Source organism: Rhizobacter sp. SG703, assembly GCF_012275445.1.
Classification (GTDB): Bacteria; Pseudomonadota; Gammaproteobacteria; order Burkholderiales; family Burkholderiaceae_C; genus Rhizobacter.
On record NZ_JAAZQK010000002.1, the window covers coordinates 44372 to 69641 of the forward strand.

The window sequence follows — 25270 nt, forward strand, 5'->3', positions numbered from 1 at the left end:
CCCAAGTAGGTGCCAGCCCGCACGAAAGCTGCACGCTCCCCAGCGCCGTCAAGGGAAAAAGTGGCCTCATGCGCGCGGCCGCCCCCCCTTGGCACCCTTCCCCGCCTCCGCCAGCTGATGCCCCGCCCCCACCACCAGCGCCTGCGACAGGCACAGCGGCGCCACCAGCGAGCGGAACGGGCGGTCGGACGCGAGGCCGAGTTCGAAGCAGACGGTCGCCGACGGCTTCAGCGGCGACAACGCGCTGTCGGTGATCGCGATCACGCGCACGCCGCGCGCATGCACCGACGCCGCGGCATCGACCACGTCCTGCGAATAGCTGTGGAAGCTGGTCGCGATCAGCAGCTCGCCACGCTCCAGGTTGCGCAGCGTCTCCTTCAGCATGCCGCCGACGCCGTCCAGCAGGTGCACCCGCAGGTCGAGCTGGCTCAGCGCATAGGCCAGGTAGCAGGCGACCGGAAAGGCGCGCCGCTGCGCCAGCACATGCACGCGCGGCGCGGCGCACACCAGCTTGATCGCCGCGGTGAGGTCGGCCGCGCGCACGCTTTCCTCGAGCTGGCCGAGCTCCGACACCGCGTCGCCGACGAACTGGCTCAGCAGCCCCGCGCCCCTGGTGGCCGGCTGCCCCTGGCGGCGCTGCCGGTCGATGCGCTCGCGGTAGCTGCTCGATCGCTCGACCAGGTGCCCGCGGAACACCTGCTGCATCTCGGAAAAGCCCTTGAACTCCAGCGCGTTCGCGAAGCGGATCAGCGACGAGGGCTGCACCTTCGCCGCCTCGGCGACCGCCGCCACCGTGCCCAGCGCGAGCTCGTTCGGCTGGTCCAGCGCATAACGCGCGATGCGCTGCAGCTGCTGCGGAAGTTCAGGGTAGGCCTGCTCGATCGCGGCCTTCAGTTGCTCGTAGTTCGTCGCCCGGGTCATCCATGAAACTTATCATGAACAAACGTTCTTTCTGACCCGGCGCAACCACAATCGTTCGACGGCGCGGCCGATCTGCAGCAGCTACTGCGTCGCCGTCAGCCCGCCGTCCAGGTACAGCACCTGCCCGGTCACGAAGCCCGCGCCCGGCCCGCAGAAGAACACCGCCGCGCCGGCCACGTCGGACGGCTCGGCGACGCGGCCCAGCGGAATGCGCCCCAGGATGTGTTCGCGCGTCACCGGGTTGGCCAGCCAGTGCGCGCCCATCTCGCCGCGCACCACCGTCGGCGCGATGCCGTTGACGGTGATGCCGTGCGCCGACAGCTCGACCGCATGCTGCTTGATCAGCATCACCAGCGCGCCCTTGGTCGCGCAATACGCCGAATAGCCGCGCTCGCGCATGCCCAGCTGCGCGCGCACCGACAGCAGGTGCAGTTGCCGCCCCGGCGCCCGGCCGGCCGCGACCGCATCGACCTGGTGGCGCGCCGCGGCCTGCGCGAGGAACATCGCCGCCTTCAGGTTGACCTGCACCACTTCGTCGAACGCGTCTTCGCTGACCTCGGCGAGCCGCTCCTCGCGCTGGATGCCGATGCAGTTGACCAGCAGGTCGAGCGCACCGAAGTGCCGCGCCACCGCGTCGACCGATGCGCGTACGCTGTCGACCGAATGCGCGTCCATCGCGAGCCCGAGCGCATCGCCGCCGAGCGACGCCGCCAGCGTGGCCGCCTTGTCGGCATTGCGCCCCGAGACCGCGACGCGCGCGCCGGCCCCCACCAGCGCGCGCGCAATGGCCTCGCCGATCCCGCCATAGCCGCCCGGCACGTAGGCCACGCGGTCCTTCAGGCCGAACAGGTCGGCCAGTCCCAGATTCATCGGTGCATCGCTCATCTTCAGTCCATCAGCAGTCCGCCGTTTTGATCGAGCACCTCGCCGGTGATGAACCCCGACAGCGGCGACGCGAGAAAGCTGACCGCATGCGCGAACTCCTCCGGCTCGCAGAAGCGGCCGACCGGGATCTGCTGCAGCAGCGCCTGCCGCTGCGCCTCGTTCAGCTGCTCGGTCACCATCGGCGTGCGCACATAGGCCGGCGCGATCGCGTTCGCGGTGACGCCGTGCGCCGCCAGCTCGCGCGCCAGCGAGAAGGTCAGCGCGCTCATCGCGCCCTTCGACACCGAGTACGCGGTGCCGGCCGTCAGCCCGCCGGTCTTCGCGGCCAGCGAGCTGGTGTTGATGATGCGGCCCCAGCGCCGCGCCTTCATCGCAGGCACCACCGCCTGCGACCACAGCATCGCGCCGTCCAGGTTGGCGCCGAGCACGCGGTGCCATTCGTCGATCGAGGTCGCCTCGATCTTGTTGTTCGACAGCACGCCGGCGTTGTTGACCAGGATGTCGACCTCGCCGAAATGCTCGCGCACCTGCGCATGCGCCGCCTGCACCGAGCCCGGCTGCGAGATGTCGCAGGCCACCGCCAGCACCGCGCTGCCATGGCGCGCCGCCAGCGATTCCATCGACGCGAGCGACAGGTCGATCATCGCGACGCGGCAGCCGTCGGCGCGCAGCGCGTCGACCACCGCGCGGCCCATCGTGCCGCCGGCACCGGTGACCAGCGCGACCTTGCCTTCGAGGGTTGCTTTCATGTGTCCGCTCATGTGTCCGCTCATGTGTCGAGTACGCTCTTCTTTCCAAACAGCCCGCGCGAGCGGAACGTGACGACGCCGATGAACAGCAGGTACATCGACATCAGCGACCATTCGGAGGCATACGCCCCCGTGAGGCCGGTGACCAGGCCGACCAGCAGCCCGGCGATCACCGCGCCCCACAGCGAACCGACGCCGCCGAGCACGATGATCAGGAAGGCCGGCACCACCGCGTCGACCCCGACCTGCGGCCGGATGCCCCAGATCGGCGCCATCACGACGCCGGCCAACGCGGCCAGCGCGACGCCGAGCGCGAACACCGCCGAGCGCAGCCGCGACAGGTTGATGCCGAGCGCGCGCACCATCTCGCTGTCGTGCGCGCCGGCCTTGATGATCGCGCCGTACGGCGTGCGTTCGAGGAACAGCCACAGCGCCGCGATCGCGAGGACCGCGAAGCCGCTGGCGAACACACGGTAGCGCGAATAGATCAGGTCGCCCATCAGGAACGCCCCGGAGATCGCTTGCGGCAGCGGCATCTGCTGCTCGTTGCTGCCCCACACCAGCCGGATCAGCTCCTCGATCAGCAATGCGGCGCCGAAGGTCAGCAGAAGCCCGTACAGCGGGTCGCGGCCGTAGGTGCGGCGCAGGCAGGCTTCGAGCACCAGCCCGACCAGCCCGACCACCAGCGGCGCGGCGAACAGCGCGATGCCGTAGCGCGTGCCCAGCGGCAGCGCCATGTAGGCGGCCTGCGCCTCGGGGAACCAGCCGAGCTTCGGCGCGAGCAGGAACAGCGCGACGTACATGCCGAGCGCGAACAGCGAGCCATGCGCCAGGTTGATGGTTTCCATCACGCCGACGATCAGCATGAAGCCGAGCGCGATCAGCGCGAACAACAGGCCCAGCGTGATGCCGTTGGCCAGGTGCGGCAGGAGGGAGATCAGCATGTCCATGGTCGGATCCGCTTCGAAGAATGTGGGTCAGGGTTCGTAGGAAGGCGTCGCCGCCAGCGGTTCGAGCTTGCAGGCGTGCGCGCTGTCGGCGTCCTGCACCTCGTCCGGGCGCACGCGCGCGAGGATGCGGAACAGGTCGTCGGGCTGCTCCGGCATCGAGTTGTAGGCGGCCACGTAGACCGTCTGCTGCAGCTGGTGGGTCAGCGGGTTCATCCACGCGTCGAAGTGCTGCAGGCGGTCGACCGCCGGCACGCGCAGCGCTTCCAGCTCGGGGATCAGCTTCAGGTTGTGGGTGCTGCCGGTGCGCTGCACCGCGCGCAGCAGCTCGCGCGTGGCCATGTAGCCGTTGAAGAACACGTTGCCCGGCGACTTCAGCCGGTACTCCGGCAGGGCCTTGCGGTAGCGCGCGACGAACTCCGGCACGCCGGCCAGCGCGAGCCGCCAGTACCAGGTGGTGCCGAAGATGCCGAACAGCGCCTGGCGGCCGAGGCCGTAGACGTCGGGCCAGTCCTGCTGGTTGTTGATCCAGCCGACGCTGCGGTCCATGCCGGCGGCCTGCACCTGCGTGCGCAGCAGCTTCTGGTCGTCGCCGCCGACCGCGGTCGCCACCACGCCCGGCTTCAGCGCGCGGATCTTCGCGAGCACCGGCTCGAAGTCGCGCATGCCCTGCGGCACCAGGATCTCCTCGACGACCTGCCCGCCGTTGGCCTCGACGATGCGGCGGATTCCCTTGGCCGTCGTGTGGCCCCACAGGTAGTCGCTGGTGACCAGCACCCACTGCCGGCCGAAGCCGGTCATCGCGCCCTTCACCACCGAGATCGAGAAGTTGGTGCCGTTGGCGTCCCAGACGAACTTGACGCGGTGGCATTCGGCGCCGGCCTCGGTCGGCGAGCTGGAATTGCTGTTGAAGTAGATGCAGCCGTACTTCTGCGCGACGCGCGACATCGCACTGGCCACGCCCGAGTGCACGCCGCCGACCAGGAAGGCCACCTCCTGCTGGCGGATCATCTTCTCGGCCACGCCGACGGCCACCGCCGGGTCGCCGGCGGTGTTCTCGTGCGTCGCCTCGATGCGGCGGCCGAGCACGCCGCCGCGCTCGTTGAACTCGGCGATCGCCAGGCGCATGCCGAGCTGCTCGTCCTGGCCGCTGGCGGCATACGGGCCGCTGTCGTCGGTGGCCAGGCCGATCAGCAACGGCTTCCTCGCCTTCGCCTGGGCCGACACGGACCGCGTCGCCCACGGCCCGGCAAAACCCGCAACCGACGCCGCACCACCCAGCAGCAGACGGCGGCGCCCCAGACCGAGCGGCACCCATGGATCCGGCTTTGCCGGTCCATCGGGTGCGCCCTCTTGAAGGGGAGGCGCGAAGCGTTTCCGGGGGTGGGTCATTGCTGGTACGAAGGCGTGGCGTCGTAGCTCTCGAGCTTGCAGGTCTTCTGCGCATCCGCATCGACGACCTCCTTCGGATCCACGTTCGACAGGATCTTGAAGATGTCGTCCTTCTCGGCCGGCGTCTCGTTGTAGCTCGCCATGTAGATGGTCTGCTGCACCTGGTGCGTCACCGGGTCCATCCACGCATCGAAGTGCTGCAGCCGGTCGCGCGCCGGCATCTTGCGGCCTTCGAGCTTCTTGATCACCGCGATGTTGTTGGTGCTGCCGGCCTCTTCGACGCAACGCAGCAGCTCGCGCGTCGCCATGTAGCTGTTGTGGTAGACGTTGCCCGGCACCTTGATCGCCATGCCGGGGAACTGCTTCTGGTAGGCCGCGACGAATTCCTTCACGCCCGGCAGGTCGAGCCGGTAGTACCAGGTGGTGCCGAACACGCCGAAGATCGATTCCGGGCCCAGGCCGTACACATCGGGCCAATCCTGCTGGTTGTTGATCCAGGCCATGCTCTTCTGCAGGTTCAGCTGAATGACCTGCTGGCGCAGCGCCTTGATGTCGTCGCCGCCGATCGCGGTGGCCACCGCATTGGGCTTGAGCTGCTGCAGCTTCAGCAGGTACGACGAGAAGTCGCGGGTGTTCTGCGGCACCAGCAGCTCCTCGACGATCTTGCCGCCGTTGGCCTCGACGATCGCTCGCGTCGCGGCCGACGTGGTGCGGCCCCACACGTAGTCGTTGGTCAGCAGCACCCAGTTCTTGCCGTTCACCTTGATCGCGTTCTTGACGATCGCATGCGCGAAGTTCGTGCCGTTGCCGTCCCAGACGAACTTGACGCGGTGGCAGTCCTTGCCGGCCTCGGTCGGCGAGCTGGAGTTGGTGTTCAGGAAGACCGTGCCGTATTTCTGCGCCACCTGCGAGATCGCGTTGGCCACGCCGGAGTGCAGCGCGCCGACCAGGAACGCGACCTCGTTGCGGGTGATCATGCGCTCGGCGATGCGCGAGCCCGAGGCCGGCGTGGTCTCGGTGTCCATGTGCAGCGCCTCGATGCGCCGGCCCAGCACGCCGCCCTTGTCGTTGAACTCCTTGATCGCCATCATCGCGCCCAGCCGCTCTTCGCCGCCGCTCGCACCGTACTGGCCGGACGCATCCATCGTCAGCCCGATGACCAGCGGCTTCGCGGTGGCCGCCTGGGCCCAGACGCGGTTGTGCGCCCACGGGCCGAAGAAGGTGGCCGGCGCGGCCGCCGCGACGGCCCCCGCCTTCAGCAGCGTGCGTCTTGCGGTATCCGGTGCGCCGGCATCGATCGCCTGAACTTCTTTCGTCGACTTGTCCATGCTTGTCTCCAGGGTGGTCGTTGTGTTGCGCTTGAAGGATCAGCGCGGAATGATCTGCACGTTGTTCAGCTTCTCCTGCGCTTCCAGCAGCGACGCGATGAACTTGTCGCCGAGGCCCAGGTTGCCGGCCTGCACGAAGCTCTGGTGCGCCGCCTCGGCGAGGAAGCTGGTGGTCGGCAGCATCTCGGTCAGGTGGGTGTAGTAGCGCAGGTCCTTCTGCGCATTGCCGATCGCGAACTTCAAGCCGGCCAGGTCGCCCTGCAGCGTCTTGCCGAGCATCATCTGGAAGATGCCGGAGTTGACGCCGCCGGCCGAGATCACCTCGAACAGCTTCTGCAGCGACAGCCCGCTCTTCGCCGCGGTGGCCGCGGCCTCGGCGATGGCGGCCGCGGTCGTCATCGCGAGCATGTTGTTGATCAGCTTCAGCACATGGCCGTGCCCCGGCGGGCCGACGTGGAAGATGTTCTCGCAGAAGGCCGCGAGCACCGGCCGGATGCGGTCGAAGTCGGCCTGCTCGGCGCCGACCATCGTGTTCAGCCGGCCTTCTTCCGCTTCCTTCGGCGTGCGGGCCAGCGGCGCGTCGATGAAGGCGACGCCGCGGGCGGCGAAGTCGGCGCGGATGCGCGCGGTCGAGGCCGGCTCGGCGGTCGAGGTGTCGATCACCGTCAGCCCCTTCGCGGCAGCGGTCAGCAGGCCTTCGGTGCCGTAGACGATCTCTTCCACTTGCGGCGAGCCGGTGACGCAGATGATCACCACGTCGCTCGCGACCGCCACCGCGGCGCGCGTCGGCTGCTCGCTCGCGCCGGCGTCGAGCAGGTCCTGCAGGTTCGAGCGGTTGCGGTGCGCGACGAAGCTGACCGGGAAGCCCTTGGCCAGCAGGTTCTTCGCCATGCCGTGGCCCATCATGCCCAGGCCGATGAAGCCGACGCGGGGGTTCTTGCTTGCAGTCATGTTCTTTCCTTCCGTGGTGTCGATGTCGTAATCAATTGACGAGCGAGCCGCTCGCGCATTCGGCGCGGGCCTCGGTCCAGAATTCGATCAGGCGCTGGTAGCTCGCGGCGACCTGCGCGACGACGGCGTCGTCGTCCAGCGTGCCGGCGAACCAGCCATGCGCGGCCTCGGCGAACAGCGAGCGGCCGATCGCGAAGCCCTTGCACAGCGGCTGCGCCGCGGCGATGCGGAAGCCCTCTCGCAGCGCCTGCTCGCTGGCTTCCATGCCGAGCAGCAGCACGCCGCGGCACAGCGGGTCGTTCGATGCGATCACCGCCTCGATGTGGCGCCAGGCCGCTTCGCTGGACGGCGGCGGCAGCTTCCACCAATCGGGGTGGATGCCGGCCGCATAGAACTGCCGCATCGCGCGCGCCAGCGTCTCGTCGTCGGCCGCCATGCCGCGTGGCGGGATCACCTCCAGCAACAGCTCGTGGCCGGTGGCGTGGCAGGCCTGGGCCAGCAGGCCGACGCTCGCGACCTGCTGCGCCGCGAGCCCGGCTTCGTCGTCGGGGTGGTGGTACACGAGGCACTTCACCACATGCTCCTGCGGCCAGGTGCGCAGCGCGAGGCCGACGTTGCAGCCGTCCTCGAAATCCAGCGGCCGCGAGCCGGGCAGCTCGACCGGGCGCGCGACCCACAGGCCGACGCCGGTCAACGGCGGCAGGATCTGCTCGCCGAAGCGGCCGTCGAGGATCACGCCGGCGTCCGGGAACGGCTGGCCCGGGTGGCGCAGCGGGTGTGCCGCCCGCGCGGTCGCATGGCCTTGCGCCGCGGCGCGCGCGACCAGCGCCTTGAACTGCGGAATGCGCTCGCGCGGCGTGCCGTGCTTCGCGGCGATCTCCTCGAACTGCGCGCGGTGGTCGAAGGCCAGCACCGCGAGGCCGGGCCACGGGCGGTGGCGGGTCGACGCGCGGTGCAGGTGCTCCAGCTTCGCGTCTTCGCGCAGCCGGTGGTGGCGCGAGCCGTGCGCGAGGAAGTGGCTCAATTCGACCCAGCTGGGCATGGCCGGTGCGCAGCCATGCCGCGACACGACGATTGCGCCGCACGCATTCGCATAGCGCAGCGCCTGCGGCAGCGGCTCGTCGCGCACCCAGCCGCGCAGCAGCCCGGCCATGAAGGCATCGCCGGCGCCGAGCACGTTGAACACCTCGACCGGGAAGCCGGGGCCGGCGACGCCGTCGTCGAGCCGCGCGGGAATCGCGCCGTCGTACGCGACGCAGCCCATCGGCCCGCGTTTCATCACGATCAACGCGGCCGACAGCTCGCGGATGCGGCGCAGCGCGGTCGCGCTGTCGTCGCTGCCGCCGGCGATGTGCACCTCTTCCTCGGTGCCGACGACCAGGTCGCACAGCGGCAGGATCTCCTGCAGCTGCGCGCTGACCGTAGCCGACGCGATGTAGCGCTGCTCGCCCAGCCCCGGCGCGGTCAGGCCCCACAGCACCGGGCGGTAGTCGATGTCGAGCACGACGCGCGTGCCGGCCGCGCGCGCCGCGCGAATCGCCGCCAGGCAGGCGGCCCGCGTGCCGGGGCGCGACAGGTGGGTGCCCGAGATCAGCAGCGCGCGGGCGCTCGCGATCACCGCCGGGTCGACGTCGTCCTCGCACAGCGCCATGTCGGCGCAGTTGTCGCGGTAGAACACCAGCGGGAAGGTGTCGCGGTCGCGCAGCCCGAGGAAGACCAGCGCGGTCAGCCGTGCCGGGTCGGTCTTCAGCTGCGACACGTCGACGCCTTCGGCGGCCAGCGTCTCGCGCACGAAGCGGCCGTTGTGCTCGTCGCCGACGCGGCTCAGCATCGCGCAGCGCAGGCCGAGCCGCGACGACCCGACCGCGGTGTTGGCCGGCGAGCCGCCGAGGTATTTCGCAAACGTCTGCACGTCTTCGAGGCGCGCACCGAGCTGCTCGCCATACAGGTCGACGGCAGCCCGTCCGACGCAGACCAGGTCCAGCGCGCGGGCCGCCGGCGGGACGGAATCTCTGACACTCATGCAGCATCTCCATTCAAATGACGGGGTCGGGCCGCCGTGCCGCGGGCCGCGGTGCGGCGCTTCGGCGACAGGCGGCCGGTGGCTTTCTCATTGGCCTTCTTGTCGGCTCTCTTGTCCGCCTTCCCGGCGGCGATCTCCGCCAGCCGGTGGCCGGTGGTGACGACGATCGCCTGCGCCAGGCACAGCGGCGCCACCAGCGAGCGGAACACCTGGTCGGACGCCAGGCCCAGCTCGAAGCACACCGTGGCCGAGCGCTTCAACGGCGACAGCGCGCTGTCGGTGATCGCGATCACCGGCACGCCGGCCTGCTGCGCCGCCTCGGCGGCATCGATCACTTCGCGGGAGTAGCTGTGGAAGCTGGTGACGACCAGCACCTCGTCGCTCGCGATGTTGCGCAGCGATTCGCGCAGCATGCCGCCCAGCCCTTCGAGCAGGTAGGCCTTCAGTTCGAGCTGGCTCAGCGCATAGGCCAGGTAGCTGGCGACCGGGAACGCGCGGCGCTGCGCCAGCACGTGCACGCGGCGCGCCGTGCACAGCAGCTGCACCGCGGCCTTCACGTCGGCCGCGCGCACGCTGTCTTCGAGGTGGCCGAGTTCGGCGATCGCCTCGGCCACGTACTGGTTCAGGAAGCCGCCGCTGGCCGCGCCATCGCCGCTGCGGCGCTGCTGGTTGATGCGCTCGCGGTAGCTGCCCGAGCGTTCGACCAGGTGGTCGCGGAACACCTGCTGCATCTGCGAGAAGCCGTTGAAGCCGAGCGCATTCGAGAAGCGGATCAGCGACGACGGCTGCACCTGCGCGGCCTCGGCGATCACCGCCACCGTGCCGAGCGCGAGCTCGTTCGGCCGCTCCAGCGCGAAGCGCGCGATGCGCTGCAGCTGCGCCGGCAGGTCCGGGTAGGCGCGCGAGATCGCATCCTTCAATTCGTCGTAGCTGGAGATCTGGCTCATGAGGCTGGACTGTCTAGGTGGAAGCACCAACGCACAATAGGAACAAACATTCTTGCGCTCAGAAACTGTAGAACATATATTCCAACTGGTCCACCATTCCTCATCGTTCAGGTCCAGCGTTCAACATGCTCAGCACCACACGACACGCGCCGATCGCCCCGCTTCCGCTCCTGCTCACGGTGGCGGCGCTCGCCAGCACGCCGCTGTGGTTGAGCCAGGTCGGGCTCTACCAGTACCTGGCGCTGGAAATCATGATCTGGATGCTGTTCGCGCTCGGCCACAACCTGCTGCTGGGCTACGGCGGCCTGCCGTCGTTCGGGCATGGCGCGTACTTCGGCATCGGTGCGTATGCGTTCGGGCTGCTGCAGCTGCGCGGCGGTGCCGGGCTGCTGGCCGGCCTGCTCGGCGCGGTGCTCGCAGCGGCAGTGGCCGGCGCGCTGGTCGGCCTGTTCATCTCGCACCGACGCGGCATCTACTACGCGCTGCTGACGATTGCGTTCGGCCAGCTCGCGTGGTTCGTGGCCGGCAAGTGGCACACCGTGACCGGCGGCGAGGACGGGCTGCTGAACATCAAGCGGCCCGACCTGTCGCTCGGCGTCGTCGACATCTCGCTGAAGAGCAACGAGGCCTTCTTCTACTTCGCGCTGGTGGTGTTCGCGCTGGTGCTGATGGGCCTGTGGCGGCTGGTGCACTCGCCGTTCGGCCGCATCCTGCGGGCGATCAAGCAGAACGAGATGCGCGCCGCCTTCGTCGGCCACCCGGTGTGGCTCTACAAGTGGCTGGCCTTCATGCTGTCGACCTCGGTCGCGGGGCTGGCCGGCGCGCTGTTCGCGATGGCGCAGCAGTCGGCCTACCCGAACGTGATGAGCCTGCACAACTCCGGCTTCGTCGTGATGATGGTGCTGATCGGCGGCGGCCTGGTGAGCTTCTGGGGGCCGGTGATCGGCGCGCTGGTGTTCATCCTCACACGCGACCTGCTGGGCGCCTACACCGAGACCTGGCTGCTGTGGTACGGGCTGCTGTTCATCCTGGTGGTGCTGTTCCAGCCCGACGGCGTGGCCGGGGCGTGGAAGTCGTGGCGCGCGCGCTGCGCCGCCCGCAAGCCCACGTCGCCCCAACCCAACGCAACGCTCGCCACCCCGAAGGAGACCTGACCCGTGGCCCTGTTCGAAGCCCATCAACTGCACAAGCGCTTCGGCGACCAGGTGGTGCTGGAAAGCATCACGCTGTCGTTCGAGGAGAAGCAGCTTACCGGGATCATGGGTCCCAACGGTGCCGGCAAGACGACCTGCTTCAACGTGCTGACCGGCCGCTACACGCCCGACCGCGGCAGCGTGCGCTTCGCCGGCGAGGACATCACCGGCCTGTCGCCGCGGCAGATCGCGCGGCGCGGGCTGTCGCGGTCGTTCCAGATCATGAACCTGTTCGACGACGAGACCACGCTCGACAACGTGCTGATCGCGCTGCCGGCGGTGCGCGAGCAGGGAATGTCGATGTGGCGCGACCTCGGCCGCTTCAGCCGCGGGCGCGAGCTGGCGATGGCGGTGCTCGACCGGGTCGGGCTCGCGGCCAAGGCGGGGGCGATGGCCGGTGCGCTGTCGTACGGCGAGCGGCGCGCGCTGGAGATCGGCGTCGCGCTCGCGACCGACCCGCGGCTGCTGTTCCTCGACGAGCCGACCGCCGGCCTGGGCGCCGAGGGCACGGCCCGCGTGGCCGAACTGATCGCGCAGTTGAAGCGCGAGCTGACGATCGTGATCATCGAGCACGACATGCGCTTCCTGTTCGGCCTGGCCGACAAGATCAACGTGATCCACTGGGGCCAGGTGATCGCCGAAGGCACGCCGGCGCAGCTGCGCGACAACCCGTGGGTGCAACGCTCGAACCTGGGGACCTTGTCATGAGCGCCGTGTTGAAGCCGCAGCCCGCCATTTTGGAGATCCACGGCATCGAGACCTTCTACGCCGAGACGCAGGCGCTGTTCGGCGTGTCGCTGTCCATCGCGCCGGGCGAGGTGGTGTCGCTGCTCGGGCCGAACGGCGCCGGCAAGACGACGACGCTGCGCTCGATCCTCGGGCTCACGCCGCCCAAGCGCGGCAGCGTGCGCTTCGACGGGGTCGACATCACGCAGCTGCCGACGCACCGCATCGCCGGCATGGGCATCGGCTGGGTGCCGGACGACCGGCGCATCTTCCCGACGCTGACGGTGGCGCGCAACCTGGCGATCGCGCGCAAGAAGACGCGCTTCCGGGCGTGGAACGAGAAGGAATGCTTCGAGATCTTCTCGGCGATGGAGTACCTGATGGGCCGCGAGTGCGAGAACCTGTCGGGCGGCGAGATGCAGATGGTGGCGATCTCGCGCGCGCTGATCGGGTCGCCGGGGCTGGTGCTGTTCGACGAGCCGAGCCAGGGTCTCGCGCCGAAGGTGGTGCAGGACGTGATGGCGACCGTCACGCGGCTGAAGCGCGAGGGGGTGGCGGTGCTGCTGGTGGAGCAGAACGTCGAGAGTGCGCTGGCGGTGTCCGACCGCGCGTACGTGATGCACCAGGGCCGCATCGTGCACGAGGGCAGCGCCGCGGCGCTGCGCGGCGACGCTGCTCTGCAACGCAAACTGCTGGGAGTCTGACGAGATGGCTGCACCGATTCTTCATGTCGACGGCCTGCGCAAGCAGTACCGGCGCGGCTGGCCGAACCGGCAGACGACGTTCTCGCTGGAGGCCGACTTCCAGGTCGACGGCCCCGGCATCATCGGCGTGATGGGCGCCAACGGCGCCGGCAAGACGACGATGTTCGAGCTGATCACCGGCGGCAACGCGCCGAGCGGCGGGCGGGTGATGGTGGCCGGGCAGGACATCCACCAGGTGCGTTACCGCGAGCGCGACCGGCTGGCGCTGCACTACCACCAGTCGTACCAGGTGCGCTCGTTCAAGCGCGACCGGCCGAACTTCATGCTGGCGCATGCCGGCGCGGAGCGCGCGGTGGTGCACCTGTTCGACGAGCCGCAGTTCAACACGCAGGACGGCTACATCGGCTTCATGCTGGCGTTCTTCCGCAAGCTGCGCAGCCAGGGCAAGCTGGTGTTCCTGTGCCTGCACCCGAACGAGCCGGTGCACATGGAGATCCTGGCCGACATCTGCGAGCGCTACATCTTCGTGCACAAGGACGAGAGCCGCGTGAGCCGGCTGATGCATGCGGCGACGATGGGGGAGCTGTGCACGCATGCGAGCGTGCGGGGGTATCTCGGGAAGCTGGCGCCTTAGGCTCCTTGTCTTCAAGAAACCTCATTGGGTCGCCGAGCCCATCTGTCGAGATGCTGACGTCACGAAGTTACTTCGTCGACTACCCACGCCTGACTTAGCACAGCACTTAATTCTTCAGCCAAGCAAGGAAACTTGTCCAAATACGAGCGAGTGACCCCATGGCTTTTGCCGGCGCAGGACTCGCGTGCTGTGCCGCAACTTGGCGAGCGCTAGGCGACGCTGTCGTTGTCGTTGTCGTTGTCGTTGTCGTTGGATTGGATACCTTCATCGAGGTCGATGAGGTTGCTACGACGCCAGAAACATGGGAGGGCGCGGAATGGAACAACCGCGATGTCGCCGCACCACCTTGCGCCCCGGAGTTCGAAGCTGATTTCGACCTACCCTTCGCTGCCGCCTTGGCGTCCTGTTCCGCAATGAACGTCAAGAATTCAGCGTAGACATCTTCCAATGAAGGTGACTGGTTCGGCTTCTTAATCGACGCAAATAGATCGTAGTACCGTGAAAACACTATTCGATCTGACGCAAGATCTCGCTGCCAACTCCAAGAGTAGGATGGATCATCTGGTTTTCCGGCCGGCCCATCCAAATGCGTCCGCTTAATGATGTCAAGAAAGCAATACGAGTTGACTCCCCGAACCAATGCCTCCAGAGCCTCGGCAATGTCCTCCAATTGCGGCACACTCAATTTGAGAGGCTTCTCCATCACATCTCGATGCGCGTCAATCCCAAGACGGAGCGCTTGCTGACTACCGAGCTTTCCAAACCGATGAATGCCGCAGTGCCGGACTTGGCATATTGACTCAAAATTCCTAAACAACAGATCGAGATGATGCGGAACGTCGCCGTCCTTCGTCATCTGCGTGACTCCACATAATGTCTTTAGCTCTATCGCGACACCTCGCTTTGACGCAAGCGAAATCCCTTCGAACAGTGCCTCAGGAAGCAGTTCTCGCGTGTGGTGAACTGCAGCACCGTAGCTAACTGTGCGCTGCTCCGCTCTGCTCTGACACAACTCGTCGATCAGCACCAGCCTTCGCAGCAGCGAGCGAAAGTAGCCCTCGACGGCCGAAACCATGCCGAGGTAGACCAACGAACCAAGCATTGGAGCGTACTCTCCTCGACCATTGGCTTGGAGATAGAGCTTGTTGATGCCGTAAAGGTTCTCCAAGAACTCATCAATTGGAGACTGTTCGCTGGCCTGAAAAGTCGCGTCAAACCAACTCGCGGTATCGAGCCTTGCCGTTGAGTGTGCAGCGGAGGGCGTGATTGTCTCAAGAATTGACGCCGACATCGAAGCCTACCTTTTATCAAGAAAGAAACTCGTCGAGGAAGGCTTCCACTGTGTCGATAACAGTCTTGGCGCGCTTGCTTCCAATGAAACGAATTGTCCGCAACGGAGTTCCTCGGTCTTGAAGCGCCAAAAACTCCCCTACGGTCTTGGGCACGTCAGGCGACTCGGCGAGCTTTTTCTTCTGGTAGGAGGTTAGCCCCGGCACGTCGGAAAGCCTCGTCTGCAGGAGGCGATCATATGTTGACTCCTCGGTAAGCTTCGCTCCGCAATAGAAGCAGTACTTCGCCCCCTCCACGCGTCGAGTTCCACAGTTGACGCAATTGGGAAGGTCCAGTCCAAGGCCTTGCAACAACGCACTGTCCAGTAGGGTAGAAATGGAGCGTCGAACCGGGTGCTTCTCGTCAGGACGCTGCAGGATCTCAACCGCAAGCCTGGGTGAGAACGCCCCACGGCGCGAGAAGGCTCTGCGGTCAATTAGCGCCGCAAGATGAGGAACGAATCGTACGTAATCCCTGTCGCCATGAGAGACAGTGGAATAGCGATAGATCATGCCAACTTCTTGCAGCAACAAAAGCATTCGCTCCACGTAGGTGTTGCCAATGCCATCGGATGTAATTCCAATGAAGATCTGCCTCGTTCCCTCATCAGCCAAGTTTTGGCTTGCCTCCGCCACACTCGCGACAACGTGCGTGAAACAGGTCGCACCGGCCTCGAGTATTGTTGCCAGCTGCGGTGTCTTGGCTTTCAGGCTCCTGTACTCCTTCATCTTTTCGCCACAGAAGTCCTCGATGACTGTATTGAAAAGGCTCTGTGGTGTGGCCGAGGGAGAAGCCTGCCTGCCCTTATTAAAGCTCCGAACGAGCGCCATGAACGATCTTGGCACGCCAAACGCCGCATATGCCAGGAGCGCACGAACGTCCTCAGGAACCTGAGCGGCATCAGGAAACCGCTTCGCAGCGATATCCTGCATAAATGGCTGATAGTTTCCGTCTGTCACCGACTTCCAAACGAACACCCGATCGGCCTCATGCGCGACATGAAAGCTAGCTCCGTACTCGGTAGTTCCTGGATAGACCGACGCCTTCGGCGCAATGCGCGCCGCCTTCAAGGCGCGGTAGATATCGAAAAAATGTGTCAAGTACTCGGGAGCCAGCGTCAGAGCTGCGTCGTCGAGAAAGAGAACTGCTCGTCTTCGGCCAAGTGCCTCAGTAGCGCGGAAGATCAGATTCTTCGTTCGATCAATTGTGAACTTTGCAGCGAGAACATCCTGTTCATGATCGAGAGATCGGCTCTGCTCCAGCGCTCCAATCAAATCACGAGCTTCCAGAGGATCAAATTCGAGAAGCGCTTCAATATCCAGATCGCGCTGAGCAACTGAAGCGAACTCTTTTAGAGCATCGGCTAGCCCTACAAGCACATTGGCCACAACCCAGGTATAGAACATTGCAATAGCGTCGGGCCGACGACGGAGCAACGGCTCAAGTCGGTAGTACCGGTTGAGATTGACATATATCGCGAATGGATGATTTTCATTCTCGATGCATTCGGAAAATGCAAAGCGCATTAAATGAGTCTTGCCGCAGCCTCGCGGACCGACAAGCAATTTTGCGCCTGTACCAGTCAATGCTTGCACCCACTCCTCGGACCCCGCGGCAAGCACAGTGTTGTGCTTAAAGACCTGGAGCTCCAAATGATCCGCTCGCTCCTCGTACAACTGCATTATCTCGGCTTGCTCTTCAGCCGAAACCGGTGCGCTATCTTGTTGTCCGTCTGTTGTCATAGAGGCTCCACAGGAAGCATCAACAGATCAGCCTTGCTGATCTGTCTTGCCGCAACACCATATGCATGCGCCTTGAGCCACGATTCACCCGCTGCAGACGTCAAACTTCTGAGGACGCTCACGCGATGATCTGGGCCTACTCGTAGTCTATAGAGGCAATCACTTATCGCAATGCTGCCGGCCAAAACACCGATAACCTTGTCAGCGGCGTTTCTGCCGACGCGAGATAGCAAAATATCGCCCGCTTCGGCTATGACCGCACTCTTAAAGCGCTCGTCACGATACGTCTCGTCTCCCCCCGTGAAATCGAACCAAGTACCCCGCATCGCTTGATGAATGTCTGTCGTGTGCAGAACAAAGGCCGGGCTGGCACGTACCTCTGCGCTGTTAAAGCTACCGCGCCGGAGATCCACCACAATGTCGGCAAGAGCAAGGCTTGGCGGATGCTGCTGCTGTTGCTGAGAGGCGTGAAAGAAGTAGTCCAGACGCTTTGCGGCGCGATCGCGATCAACATAAATACTTTTGACCTTCGCTCCCAGCGCGGGAAGAACAGAAAGGCGCACTAGATCGTTCGCAGGTTTGCGCTTCGCAACCACAAAGACATGAGCGAGCGCATCGGTTCCAGCGAAGGCACCCCGAGGAAGCCGAATCGCCTGCTGAAGGTCGTACTTGGCCAGCAAAGTCTCCCGGAACCGCTGGTACTTGGAAGCGGACACCAGGGAGTCTGGAACGATGATGGCTACGGTGCCGCCCATCTCCATCAGTCGCAGATTCTGCGCAAGGAACAAGGTGGCGGCATCCGTAGAGGTTATGGCCGGCAGCGCACCACTGAAGCCGGCATCTTCAACGATGCTGCAATAACCTTTGCGCCATGCGGGAACGAGAAACGGTGGGTTGCAGACCGCCGCGGAAGGACGCCACTTCATCTCTTGAGACAAGCGACGACACAAGTCAACTTCCAGTGCGTCCTGCTGCACGTGTCGATGCCGACCCGCAAAGCCACGCCGCTGAAGTTGCTGCGCTAAAACCCTGGACGCGTGGTGATCGACATCAACGGTCACAAGATCCAGACATTTCCATCTTGATGAGGCCTCAAGCGCAAGGGCGCCTTCGCCCGCACCGAGATCAAGCAAACTACTGGGCGTCCTTGCGGGAAGACTCGCTACGAGCAAGCGACTCACAGTCGCGTCTGTGTAGTAGCGACCCAAGTGGTCCGTTGTTCTAGCGTGCTCGTATGTGCGCATTCAAGATGATCTGTCTTGCCTCCATCCGCTTGCAGTACGAAGCTCCGGCTCAGCACTACCATCGCGCTTCGGTCTCGGTCGGAAGGAGGCGCCGTTGCCGGGGTGCCAGTGCGAGATTCTCCACGAAGTTCCCCCTTCCAGCGAAGAACAATCTACGCGCTAGAAATGCGATGGCACGACGGAGACGCCCCATCCTCAGACGCGACTAGCAGCCACCCTCTGCATCAGCTTCACCAACTCCTCGGGCTGCGGCATGTCCTCGGTGCGATAGACCAGCCGCGCCTGCCGGTCGAACACGAAGGCCTGCGCGGTGTGCCGGTCGGTGCCCGGCGCACGGCCGCGCAGGAAATCGAGCAGCGGATCGACATCCTTCAGCTTCGGCAGCGCAGCCGCCCAGCGCGCGGACTGCGCGCCGAACTTCGCGAGCCACGCCCGCATCGCCGGCAGGTCGTCACCCAGCGGGTCGATCGACAGCGACAGCAGCCGCAGACCGGCGTTCTCCTTCGCGAGGCGGGCCTGCGCGTCGGCGAACACCGCGCCCTGGATCGGGCAGGTCGCGCTGCAGCCGGTGAACATCAGCTGCACCGCGGTGACCTGGCCCGCCAGCAGTGCGGGCAACGGCACCGACTTGCCGGCCATGTCCTGCAGCGACAGCGCGGGCGCAGGCAACGCCGGCTGCACCGGGCCGAAGGCGCCGTGGGCCCGCGCCTGGTGAATCAACAGCCCGCACGCAGCGGCACCCACCAGCCATTCACGCCGCGTCGTCATCGCGTTTCTCCTGCGTCGATCAGGTACGTCCACAAGGCCTTGCACTGCGCGTCGTCGATCGCATAGCGCGGCATCTGCCGCGGGATCAGCATGATGGCCGGGTCGATGCCGCTGCGCAGCAGGCGGCAGAACGACGCCTCGTCGTAGCGCGACGGCGGCCCGCCGCGCCGCGCGATCGGACCCAGCAGGCGCTCGCGCGTCAGCAGCGGCGCGAACGAGGCGGCGCCCGATGCGGCCTGGGCCGCGCTGTCGCGCGAATGGCAGTTGGTGCAGCGCGTGGCCATCGGCGGCAATGGCTGGGCGTGGCCGCTGATCGTGCCGGGCAGCGCCAGCTCGCCGCGGTACAGCTGGCGGCCGACGGCCAGGCCGGGATCGGCCAGCGCGACCCCACCGCACATGGCCAGAACGCTGCCGAGCCACCAGGCCTTCGACAAGCTCAGTCCGAACGGCAACACCCGTTCGCCCTGAGCCTGTCGAAGGGTTGCTCGCAGGCCACCCGGCTTCGACGAGCTCAGCCCGAACGGAGATCGGCTCAGCCCGAACGGAACCATGCCCTACCGCACCACCACGCTGTACATGCTGTTCCCTCCAGAAGCCACCGGCCCCAGGCTCACCGTGCCGGCCGGGAAGCTCTTCGTCCACACCGTGAAGCTGCGCGCGGTGCCTGCCTCGTCGGTCGTCATCTTGAGCCCGGTGTTCGACCACCCCGCCATCCACGCGAACGCGCCGGCGAAGCGGTCGTCGACCGTCAGGTACACGTCCGCCGGCTGGTTCAGCGTGAAGCTCGCCGTCGGGTTGCCGGTGAAGGTCTTCGAATCGTTCGCGGTGCGCAACCAGGGGGAACCCGACAACGGCGCCGGCAACCCGGTGATCGTGAAGGTGCGGTCGCCGAACTGCAGCCCGCCCGACTGCAGGTTGGCCTGCACCGACCAGTCCGCCGCATTCGCGGTGTCCAGCACCGACAAGCCCCCGATCGTCGCCGCGCTGATCGCATCGTTGCTGTCGTCGATCTGCTGCAGGTAGGCCACCAGCTGCGTGCGCTGCGCCGCCGTCAGGCTGCCGGCCGCGCCGTGCTGGTTGGCCGCGTTGGCGGTGGTCAGCACGTCCAGCAATGTCGCGGCCGAGCCGTCGTGCAGGTACGGCCCGCTCGCCCACACGCCCTTCAGCGTCGGCGTGTCCAGCCCGGTCAGCGTCTGCCCGAGCCGCTTGCCCGACGACGCCTTGATCGTGCCGACATTGCGCAGCACGCCACCGGCGCTGTCGGTCACGTCGACCCCGCCGTGGCAGGCCAGGCAGCCGCCGGCGCCGCGGAACAGCGCCTGCCCGGCCACGGCATCGGCCGTCAGCGTGCCGTTCGTGTTGCGGTATGGGCTCGCATCGCTCGTCTTCAACGACGCCACGTACGCCGCCAGCGCATCCAGGTCGGTGCTGACGCCGGCCTTGCGGTCGCCCAGCGGCTGCGAGCGCGTGCCGGTGTTGAACTGCGCATCGCTCATCAGCCCGGTGCCGAGCGCGAAGTTGCGGATCTGGCCTTCGAAGTCCTGGATCTCGTCGAAGTTGCCGGTCCAGTGCTGGTTGCCGTGCGCCCCGGCGCGCCCGCGCAGCGGGATGGTGTTGCGCAGGCCTTCGCCGAGGCCGGTGAAGTCCCAGGTGCGGCCGTCCTGCCCGCCGTCGTTGTGGCACGACGCGCAGCTCATGTAGGCATCGCGTGCCAGCCGGGTGTCGGCCGCGTCGTAGAACAGCTTCTTGCCGGCCAGCACGTTGGCCGCGAGCTTCTCGGTGCCGACCGCGCCGGCGTTCGCCAGCAGCGGCAGGTTCAGCTCGCCGAAGTTGACCAGCCGCGCCAGGTCGTACACCCCCAGCGTGCGGTCCATGAAGTTGTTGACGTACAGCTTCAGCCCGTCGGCCGACACCGCCACCGCCTGCGGCGCGCGGCCGACCGGGAAGCGGTAGATCTCGGCCTTGCCGACCGGGTCGACCACCGCCACCTCGCGGCTGGTCTCGAGCGCGACGAACAGGTAGGCGCCGGTCGGGTGGAACGCCGCGCCGCTGCCGACACCGGAGTTGTCGTGGTCGATGCGTGCCGGGTAGTCCTCGGCCCAGCCGGCCAGGTCGATGCGCGAACTGATCGCCCGCACGGTGTTCTGGAAGTCGAGGTTGTTGCCGTCGCGCAGCGTGCCGCGCAGCAGGTTGTCCTGCTTGGCCGGCACCCAGGCGCTCTGGCCGTCCGGCGAGATCACCGCCGGCGCCAGGTAGTTCGGGATGCCGCGGCCCTGCAGCAGGCTGTCGGGCTTGTCGCTGTGCTGCAGCACGACGGTGCGCTCCACCGCCATCGCCGCGGTCACGACGACCACCTCGCCGCCCTTCTTGACGCCGCCCACCGCGGTCTGCACGCTGGCCGTGCCCTCGCCCGGCAGCGCCGGCGAGATGAAGCGCGACACCAGCACGCGGTCGCTCGCCGCCGTCACCGACACGTGGCGCGGGTTGGCACCGACCGCCACGCTGCCGAGCGTCGCGCCGGTCGACGCGTTCAGCTTCAGCAGCTGGCCGGTGCCTTCGAGCGCGACGTAGGCCGCGCTGCCATCGGGCGCGAAGGCCAGCCCGAACGGCTGCGACGCGCGCGGCAAGGCCACCGTCTGCGCGGCCGCCAGCGTGCCGGCGTTGACGATGGTGATCGTCGCGTCGCCCTTGTTGACGACCCACATCCGGCCGTCCGGGGCGCGTGCCACGCTGCGCGGCCGCGCGCCGACCGCGATCTCGGCCACCCGCGCTTGCGTGCTGCCGTTGAAGACGCTGACGCTGTCGTTGTCCTGGTTGACCAGCCAGACGCGCGGCGTCGTGGCCGGCTCCAGCGCGATCGCCGACGACGCGGTCGGGCGGGCCGCGGTCGCCGTCGCGTAGACCGCCTGCTTGAAGGTGCGCGAGGTCACGACGTTGTTCGCATCGATCGCCTCGACCGTCACGTTGTAGAGGCCCGGCGCCGCATAGGTGTGGGCGATCGACGTCGCGGTGGAATACGCCGTCTGCGCCGTGCCGTCGCCGAAGGTCCAGCGGTAGCGGGTGCCGGTGCCGCCGTTCGACGCGACATTGAAGGTGACGCTGCCGCCCGACGCGACCGGCGCCGCCGCGACCGGGTCGATCACGAAGGCCGCCGCGCTGACGTTCCAGCCGAAGGCCGCACTCGCGGTGCCGCCGTGGCCGTCGTTGACTCCGATCGTCACCGCGAAGTTGCCGACCGTGGTCACCGTGCCGCTGATCAGCCCGCTGGTCGCGTTGATCGACAAGCCGCTCGGCAGTCCGGTGGCCGAGTACGCGAGCGCATCGCCGTCCGGGTCGCCGGCACTGACGCCGAACGACACCGCCTGGCCGACCAGGTTGTTGCGGTTGGCGATCGGCGCGATGGCCGGTGCGCGGTCGACCGTCACCGTCTTCTCCGAACTGCGGTCGGGGAAATCGTTGAAGTTGCCGCTCTTCAGCAGCGACCAGTTGACGCCGTCGTTGCCGATGTAGAAGTTGTACGCGGCGATGGTGCCGTTCAGCCCGGTGGCGGCCGGCCGCGGCAGGTACTTGAAGCCGCCGATGCCGCGCGCGGTGCCGAGGTTGACGATGAAGCGGTGCGGCAGCGGCGCATTGCCGCCGGTGTACTTGGTGTGCCAGAAGGTCGCGGCATCGCCGTCGATCGCGGCGGCGCCGGAGTTCTGCCCGCTTGCCGCTTCCTGGCTGTCGACCTGCACCGCCCAGCCGGTGCGCGGGATCACCGCACCCGCGCGGTCCAGCAGGTTGAACTCGGCCATCGAGGTCCAGGCGTTGCCGCCCTGCTCCGACACCGCTTCCAGCATCACGTACTGCACCGTCGCGCCGAGCACCGGCGTGACGTTCCACGCCAGCATCGTGCTGCTGGCGGCCACGTCGTTGCGCGCGCTGACCGTGACGACGTACTGGCCGACCGTGGTCGGCGTGCCGGTGATCGCACCGGTGGTCGTGTTCAGCGACAGGCCCGGCGGCAGCCCGGTGGCCGACCAGGTCAGCGTGCCGGTCGGCGTGGTGGCGGCCAGCGCCAGGCTCACCGCGTTGCCGCTGATGCTGCTCTGCGTGCCGGGATTGACCAGCTTCGGCGCGGCGTCGCCGCTGACGCGAACCATCTTGGCCACCGACGGCGTGCCGGCCGCGTTCATCGCGAACAGCATGTAGTAGCCGGGCAGCAGCACGCCGGGGTTCGACGGCAGCGCCAGCGAGTAGGCATTGGTGCCGGTGGTGGTGAACTGCAGCGGGATGCGGCGCTGGTCGTTGTTGACGGTGTGCGTGGTCGAGCCCACGCGCACCAGCGAGAACTGCGCGACTGCGGCGTTCGTCGTCACCGCGATGTTGGTCCCCTGCGTCGCGGTGGCCGGCGCGGTGCTGATCGCCGGCCGCGTCGCGAGCGTGCCATCGTCGTTCAGCAGGTAGTGCGGCGTCAGGATCTGCGCGTTCGCATGGTTGGTCGAACAGCTGCCGCACAGGCCGCTGCCGGCCGTCAGCACGCGGGCGTCGGGCAGCAGCAGCGCGATGCTGTGGTAGTTGCGCGGCACGCCGATCGGCGGCAGCGGCACGAAGGTCTCGGTGGCCGGGTCCCACAGCTCGGGCACCAGCGCCGAGTTGTCGTCGGACCATGGGTGGCCGAAGCTGTGGCCGCCGACGACCAGCACCTGCCCGTTCGGCAGCACGACGCCGTTGCTGAAGATGCGCGAATACGCCATCGGCGCGACCTTGCGCACCGAGACGCCGGCGTTCACGTCGATCACGTAGGCGCGGTTGTTGGCGTTCTGCCCTTCATAGGCCGGCGCGCCGCCGACCTTCAGGATCTTTCCGATGTCGTACATCACCGCGTTGCCGCTCTGGCTGTACGCATCGTCGCCGCGCGTGCCGGCCGGCGCGATGCTGCCGGTGCCGCCGTTCGCCTGCGGGTCGATCCAGTTCATGTTGGCGGCCGGGCCGGCGTGCAGCACCTTGCCGTTCGGGGCCGGGAACAGCCACATGTGGTTGTCGGCGCGGAACGCGAAGTCGGGGTCGTTGCCGAGCGCCGCATCGACCGGCACGCCGGTGAGCCTCGCCCAGCCGCCGGCGGCGGTCCAGCGCTCGCCGTGCTTGTTGCCGCGCCCGCCGCTCCACGAGCCGCCGAGCGTGAAGACCGAACCGTCGGCGAGGATCGTGTTGGCGTTGTAGCCGCGCGGGATCTGCATCGTCGCGGCGGTGCTCCAGGCATTGGCCACCGGGTCGTAGATCGTGGTCTTGCCGCTGTCCTTGCCGCCGTTGACGAGGATGCGGCCGTCCGGCAGGTTGGTGGTGCCGGTGCAGAACATGTCGTGGCCGGTCTGCGTCACCAGCGTCTCGCCGGCGGTCTGCGTGGCCGGGTCGAACAGCGTGGTCCAGGTCTGGCCGCTGGGCGCACCGTCGGTGAAGCGGTCGGACGAGGCCCACAGCATCACCTTGCCGTTCGGCAGCAGCGCGGCCGACGGCGTCACCATCGACAGCGGGATCAACGGTGTCCACTGGCCGGCCCCCGGCGCGGCCACCGCGGCCGCGCGCTCGGTGGGCGGCGCGCCCGCCTCGGCCGAAGGGGGAGTCGGCGCGGGGTCGCTGCCGCCGCCACCGCACGCTGCCAGCAGCAGCGCACCAATCAGCGAGGCGCACCGCGGCGCCCCGGCTCGGAATGAACGGGTCATGCTTGTCTCCTGCCGGCACATGCGGTGGCTTCAGGGCTCGCGCTGCACCTTGTGTTTGAACTCTGCTCGAACGCTCTGTTGAACGTATGTTCTATTTTTACTTAGTGTAGAACACATGCTCTTTTTACAGCGCGAGCGAGGCGGTGTCAACGCGGGTCGGCCCGACGCGGTGTAACGAGCGTCGCGGATTGGCATCCGGGAATCAACCGTCAATCGGGCGCGACCGGCGGCACCGTCAACGTGCCGCGATGCCGTTGCAGCACCCACGCAACGACCAGCACCACCCCCCAGGCCGTCGCATAGGACAGCCCCGCCCCGAGCGTAGGCAGCGCCAACGCGAGCACCATGAAGAACGCACCGAAGCCGACCATGCCACGCAGGAAGCCGGCCAGCAGTTCGATGGTCGCGTCGGCGCCATGCCGCGCGCGCGTGAAGCACGGCAGCACGTTGCCGGTGATCGGCAGCGCGAGCAGCAGCCCGCTGACCGCCGCCGGGAACACCGACGCGCCGCCCATGATTGCGGCCGCCAGCGCCGCGGCGGCGGCCACGCGCAGCACCAGCTCGATCGGCGGGATGCGCAGCACCGTGCGCTCGCGCCGGTGCGCCGGCATCGACCGCAGCCCGGCCCATGGCGCCAACGCCGCGAGCACGCAGGCCGCCGGCAGCGGCAACGCGACCCACGCCAGCAGGCTGCCGACCGCGAGGAACACCGCATTCGCCGCCAACAGCGCCACCCACCACGGCCAGCGCCGCACCGCATGCGCGAACGCCACCATGTGCGACACCATCGCCGGGTAGGCGACGATCGTCGCGACCGCGATCGCGTGCGCCTGCGACAGCGGCGCCTGCGGCAGCACGAAGCCCATGATCGGCCCCGCAATCATCGGCAGGCCCGACAAGGTGCCCGCGACGCCATGGCCGAAGCGCTTCGCGGCGACGCTGGCCGCGAGCACGACCGCGCAGACAAGCGCCAGCTTCAGCAGGAACATCGGGGGGACCGTCGGGGGGGCATGCCCAAAAAAGGCACGCCAAAAAGAATGGGCCCGCCGGCAGGAACTGGAGAACTGCGACAGCGGGCCCGAAGG

20 protein-coding genes are annotated in these 25270 nt (G+C 67.3%); 4 read left to right on the forward strand and 16 right to left on the reverse strand.

Going from position 1 to position 25270, the window contains the following annotated elements:
• Nucleotides 1–66: 66 nt before the first annotated feature.
• From FHT26_RS03210 to FHT26_RS03250, 9 genes are all read right to left on the reverse strand, one after another.
• Nucleotides 67–921, reverse strand: a complete 855-nt coding sequence (locus FHT26_RS03210) for a MurR/RpiR family transcriptional regulator (RefSeq protein ID WP_168558746.1) — start codon at nucleotides 919–921, stop codon at nucleotides 67–69.
• A gap of 81 nt (nucleotides 922–1002) precedes the next feature.
• Nucleotides 1003–1806, reverse strand: a complete 804-nt coding sequence (locus FHT26_RS03215) for an SDR family NAD(P)-dependent oxidoreductase (protein WP_168558747.1) — start codon at nucleotides 1804–1806, stop codon at nucleotides 1003–1005.
• 2 nt (nucleotides 1807–1808) lie between these two features.
• On the reverse strand, nucleotides 1809–2555 hold the full coding sequence (locus tag FHT26_RS03220; protein ID WP_168558748.1) for an SDR family NAD(P)-dependent oxidoreductase: 747 nt from the start codon (nucleotides 2553–2555) through the stop codon (nucleotides 1809–1811).
• 20 nt (nucleotides 2556–2575) lie between these two features.
• On the reverse strand, nucleotides 2576–3505 hold the full coding sequence (locus FHT26_RS03225; protein WP_210427238.1) for a branched-chain amino acid ABC transporter permease: 930 nt from the start codon (nucleotides 3503–3505) through the stop codon (nucleotides 2576–2578).
• Nucleotides 3506–3532: 27 nt separating this feature from the next.
• The gene (locus FHT26_RS03230) at nucleotides 3533–4816 is read right to left on the reverse strand and encodes an ABC transporter substrate-binding protein (protein ID WP_349238085.1); all 1284 of its coding nucleotides are present in this window, start codon (nucleotides 4814–4816) and stop codon (nucleotides 3533–3535) included.
• Between the two features lie 74 nt (nucleotides 4817–4890).
• Complete coding sequence (locus FHT26_RS03235) at nucleotides 4891–6222, reverse strand: ABC transporter substrate-binding protein (RefSeq protein ID WP_168558750.1); 1332 nt, start codon at nucleotides 6220–6222, stop codon at nucleotides 4891–4893.
• 39 nt (nucleotides 6223–6261) lie between these two features.
• Nucleotides 6262–7173: an NAD(P)-dependent oxidoreductase gene (locus tag FHT26_RS03240; RefSeq protein ID WP_168558751.1), complete on the reverse strand. Its 912-nt coding sequence runs from the start codon at nucleotides 7171–7173 to the stop codon at nucleotides 6262–6264.
• Between the two features lie 31 nt (nucleotides 7174–7204).
• Nucleotides 7205–9196, reverse strand: a complete 1992-nt coding sequence (locus tag FHT26_RS03245) for a bifunctional 5-dehydro-2-deoxygluconokinase/5-dehydro-2-deoxyphosphogluconate aldolase (RefSeq protein ID WP_168558752.1) — start codon at nucleotides 9194–9196, stop codon at nucleotides 7205–7207.
• Complete coding sequence (locus FHT26_RS03250; RefSeq protein WP_168558753.1) at nucleotides 9193–10143, reverse strand: MurR/RpiR family transcriptional regulator; 951 nt, start codon at nucleotides 10141–10143, stop codon at nucleotides 9193–9195. The genes FHT26_RS03245 and FHT26_RS03250 overlap by 4 nt, the downstream gene beginning before the upstream one ends.
• A 125-nt stretch (nucleotides 10144–10268) precedes the next feature.
• Here FHT26_RS03250 and FHT26_RS03255 point away from each other — a divergent pair, with 125 nt between their 5' ends.
• From FHT26_RS03255 to FHT26_RS03270, 4 genes are read left to right on the forward strand one after another with little or no spacing between them, the layout of a single operon-like run.
• Nucleotides 10269–11297 carry a branched-chain amino acid ABC transporter permease gene (locus FHT26_RS03255; protein ID WP_168558754.1) on the forward strand — a complete coding sequence of 343 codons (1029 nt, stop codon included), beginning with the start codon at nucleotides 10269–10271 and terminating at the stop codon, nucleotides 11295–11297.
• Between the two features lie 3 nt (nucleotides 11298–11300).
• Entirely contained in the window at nucleotides 11301–12044 is a 744-nt protein-coding gene (locus tag FHT26_RS03260; RefSeq protein ID WP_168558755.1) for an ATP-binding cassette domain-containing protein, read from the forward strand.
• The gene (locus FHT26_RS03265; protein WP_168558756.1) at nucleotides 12041–12766 is read left to right on the forward strand and encodes an ABC transporter ATP-binding protein; all 726 of its coding nucleotides are present in this window, start codon (nucleotides 12041–12043) and stop codon (nucleotides 12764–12766) included. Before FHT26_RS03260 ends, FHT26_RS03265 begins: the two co-directional genes overlap by 4 nt.
• A 4-nt stretch (nucleotides 12767–12770) precedes the next feature.
• Nucleotides 12771–13400, forward strand: coding sequence for an ATP-binding cassette domain-containing protein (locus tag FHT26_RS03270; protein ID WP_168558757.1), 630 nt, complete (start codon nucleotides 12771–12773; stop codon nucleotides 13398–13400).
• A 106-nt stretch (nucleotides 13401–13506) separates the two neighbouring features.
• Here FHT26_RS03270 and FHT26_RS03275 read toward each other — a convergent pair whose 3' ends face one another.
• The 7 genes from FHT26_RS03275 to FHT26_RS03305 form a co-directional block, all read right to left on the reverse strand.
• Nucleotides 13507–14691, reverse strand: a complete 1185-nt coding sequence (locus tag FHT26_RS03275) for a hypothetical protein (protein WP_168558758.1) — start codon at nucleotides 14689–14691, stop codon at nucleotides 13507–13509.
• Nucleotides 14692–14707: 16 nt separating this feature from the next.
• The gene (locus FHT26_RS03280; protein WP_168558759.1) at nucleotides 14708–16471 is read right to left on the reverse strand and encodes a zinc ribbon domain-containing protein; all 1764 of its coding nucleotides are present in this window, start codon (nucleotides 16469–16471) and stop codon (nucleotides 14708–14710) included.
• Nucleotides 16468–17715 carry an N-6 DNA methylase gene (locus FHT26_RS03285; protein WP_282597136.1) on the reverse strand — a complete coding sequence of 416 codons (1248 nt, stop codon included), beginning with the start codon at nucleotides 17713–17715 and terminating at the stop codon, nucleotides 16468–16470. Before FHT26_RS03285 ends, FHT26_RS03280 begins: the two co-directional genes overlap by 4 nt.
• Before the next feature lie 195 nt (nucleotides 17716–17910).
• The gene (locus FHT26_RS03290; protein WP_168558761.1) at nucleotides 17911–18483 is read right to left on the reverse strand and encodes an SCO family protein; all 573 of its coding nucleotides are present in this window, start codon (nucleotides 18481–18483) and stop codon (nucleotides 17911–17913) included.
• Nucleotides 18480–18935: a hypothetical protein gene (locus tag FHT26_RS03295; protein WP_168558762.1), complete on the reverse strand. Its 456-nt coding sequence runs from the start codon at nucleotides 18933–18935 to the stop codon at nucleotides 18480–18482. Before FHT26_RS03295 ends, FHT26_RS03290 begins: the two co-directional genes overlap by 4 nt.
• A gap of 102 nt (nucleotides 18936–19037) precedes the next feature.
• Nucleotides 19038–24185: a putative Ig domain-containing protein gene (locus FHT26_RS03300; protein WP_168558763.1), complete on the reverse strand. Its 5148-nt coding sequence runs from the start codon at nucleotides 24183–24185 to the stop codon at nucleotides 19038–19040.
• 209 nt (nucleotides 24186–24394) lie between these two features.
• Nucleotides 24395–25174, reverse strand: a complete 780-nt coding sequence (locus tag FHT26_RS03305; RefSeq protein ID WP_168558764.1) for a hypothetical protein — start codon at nucleotides 25172–25174, stop codon at nucleotides 24395–24397.
• Between the last annotated feature and the right edge of the window lie 96 nt (nucleotides 25175–25270).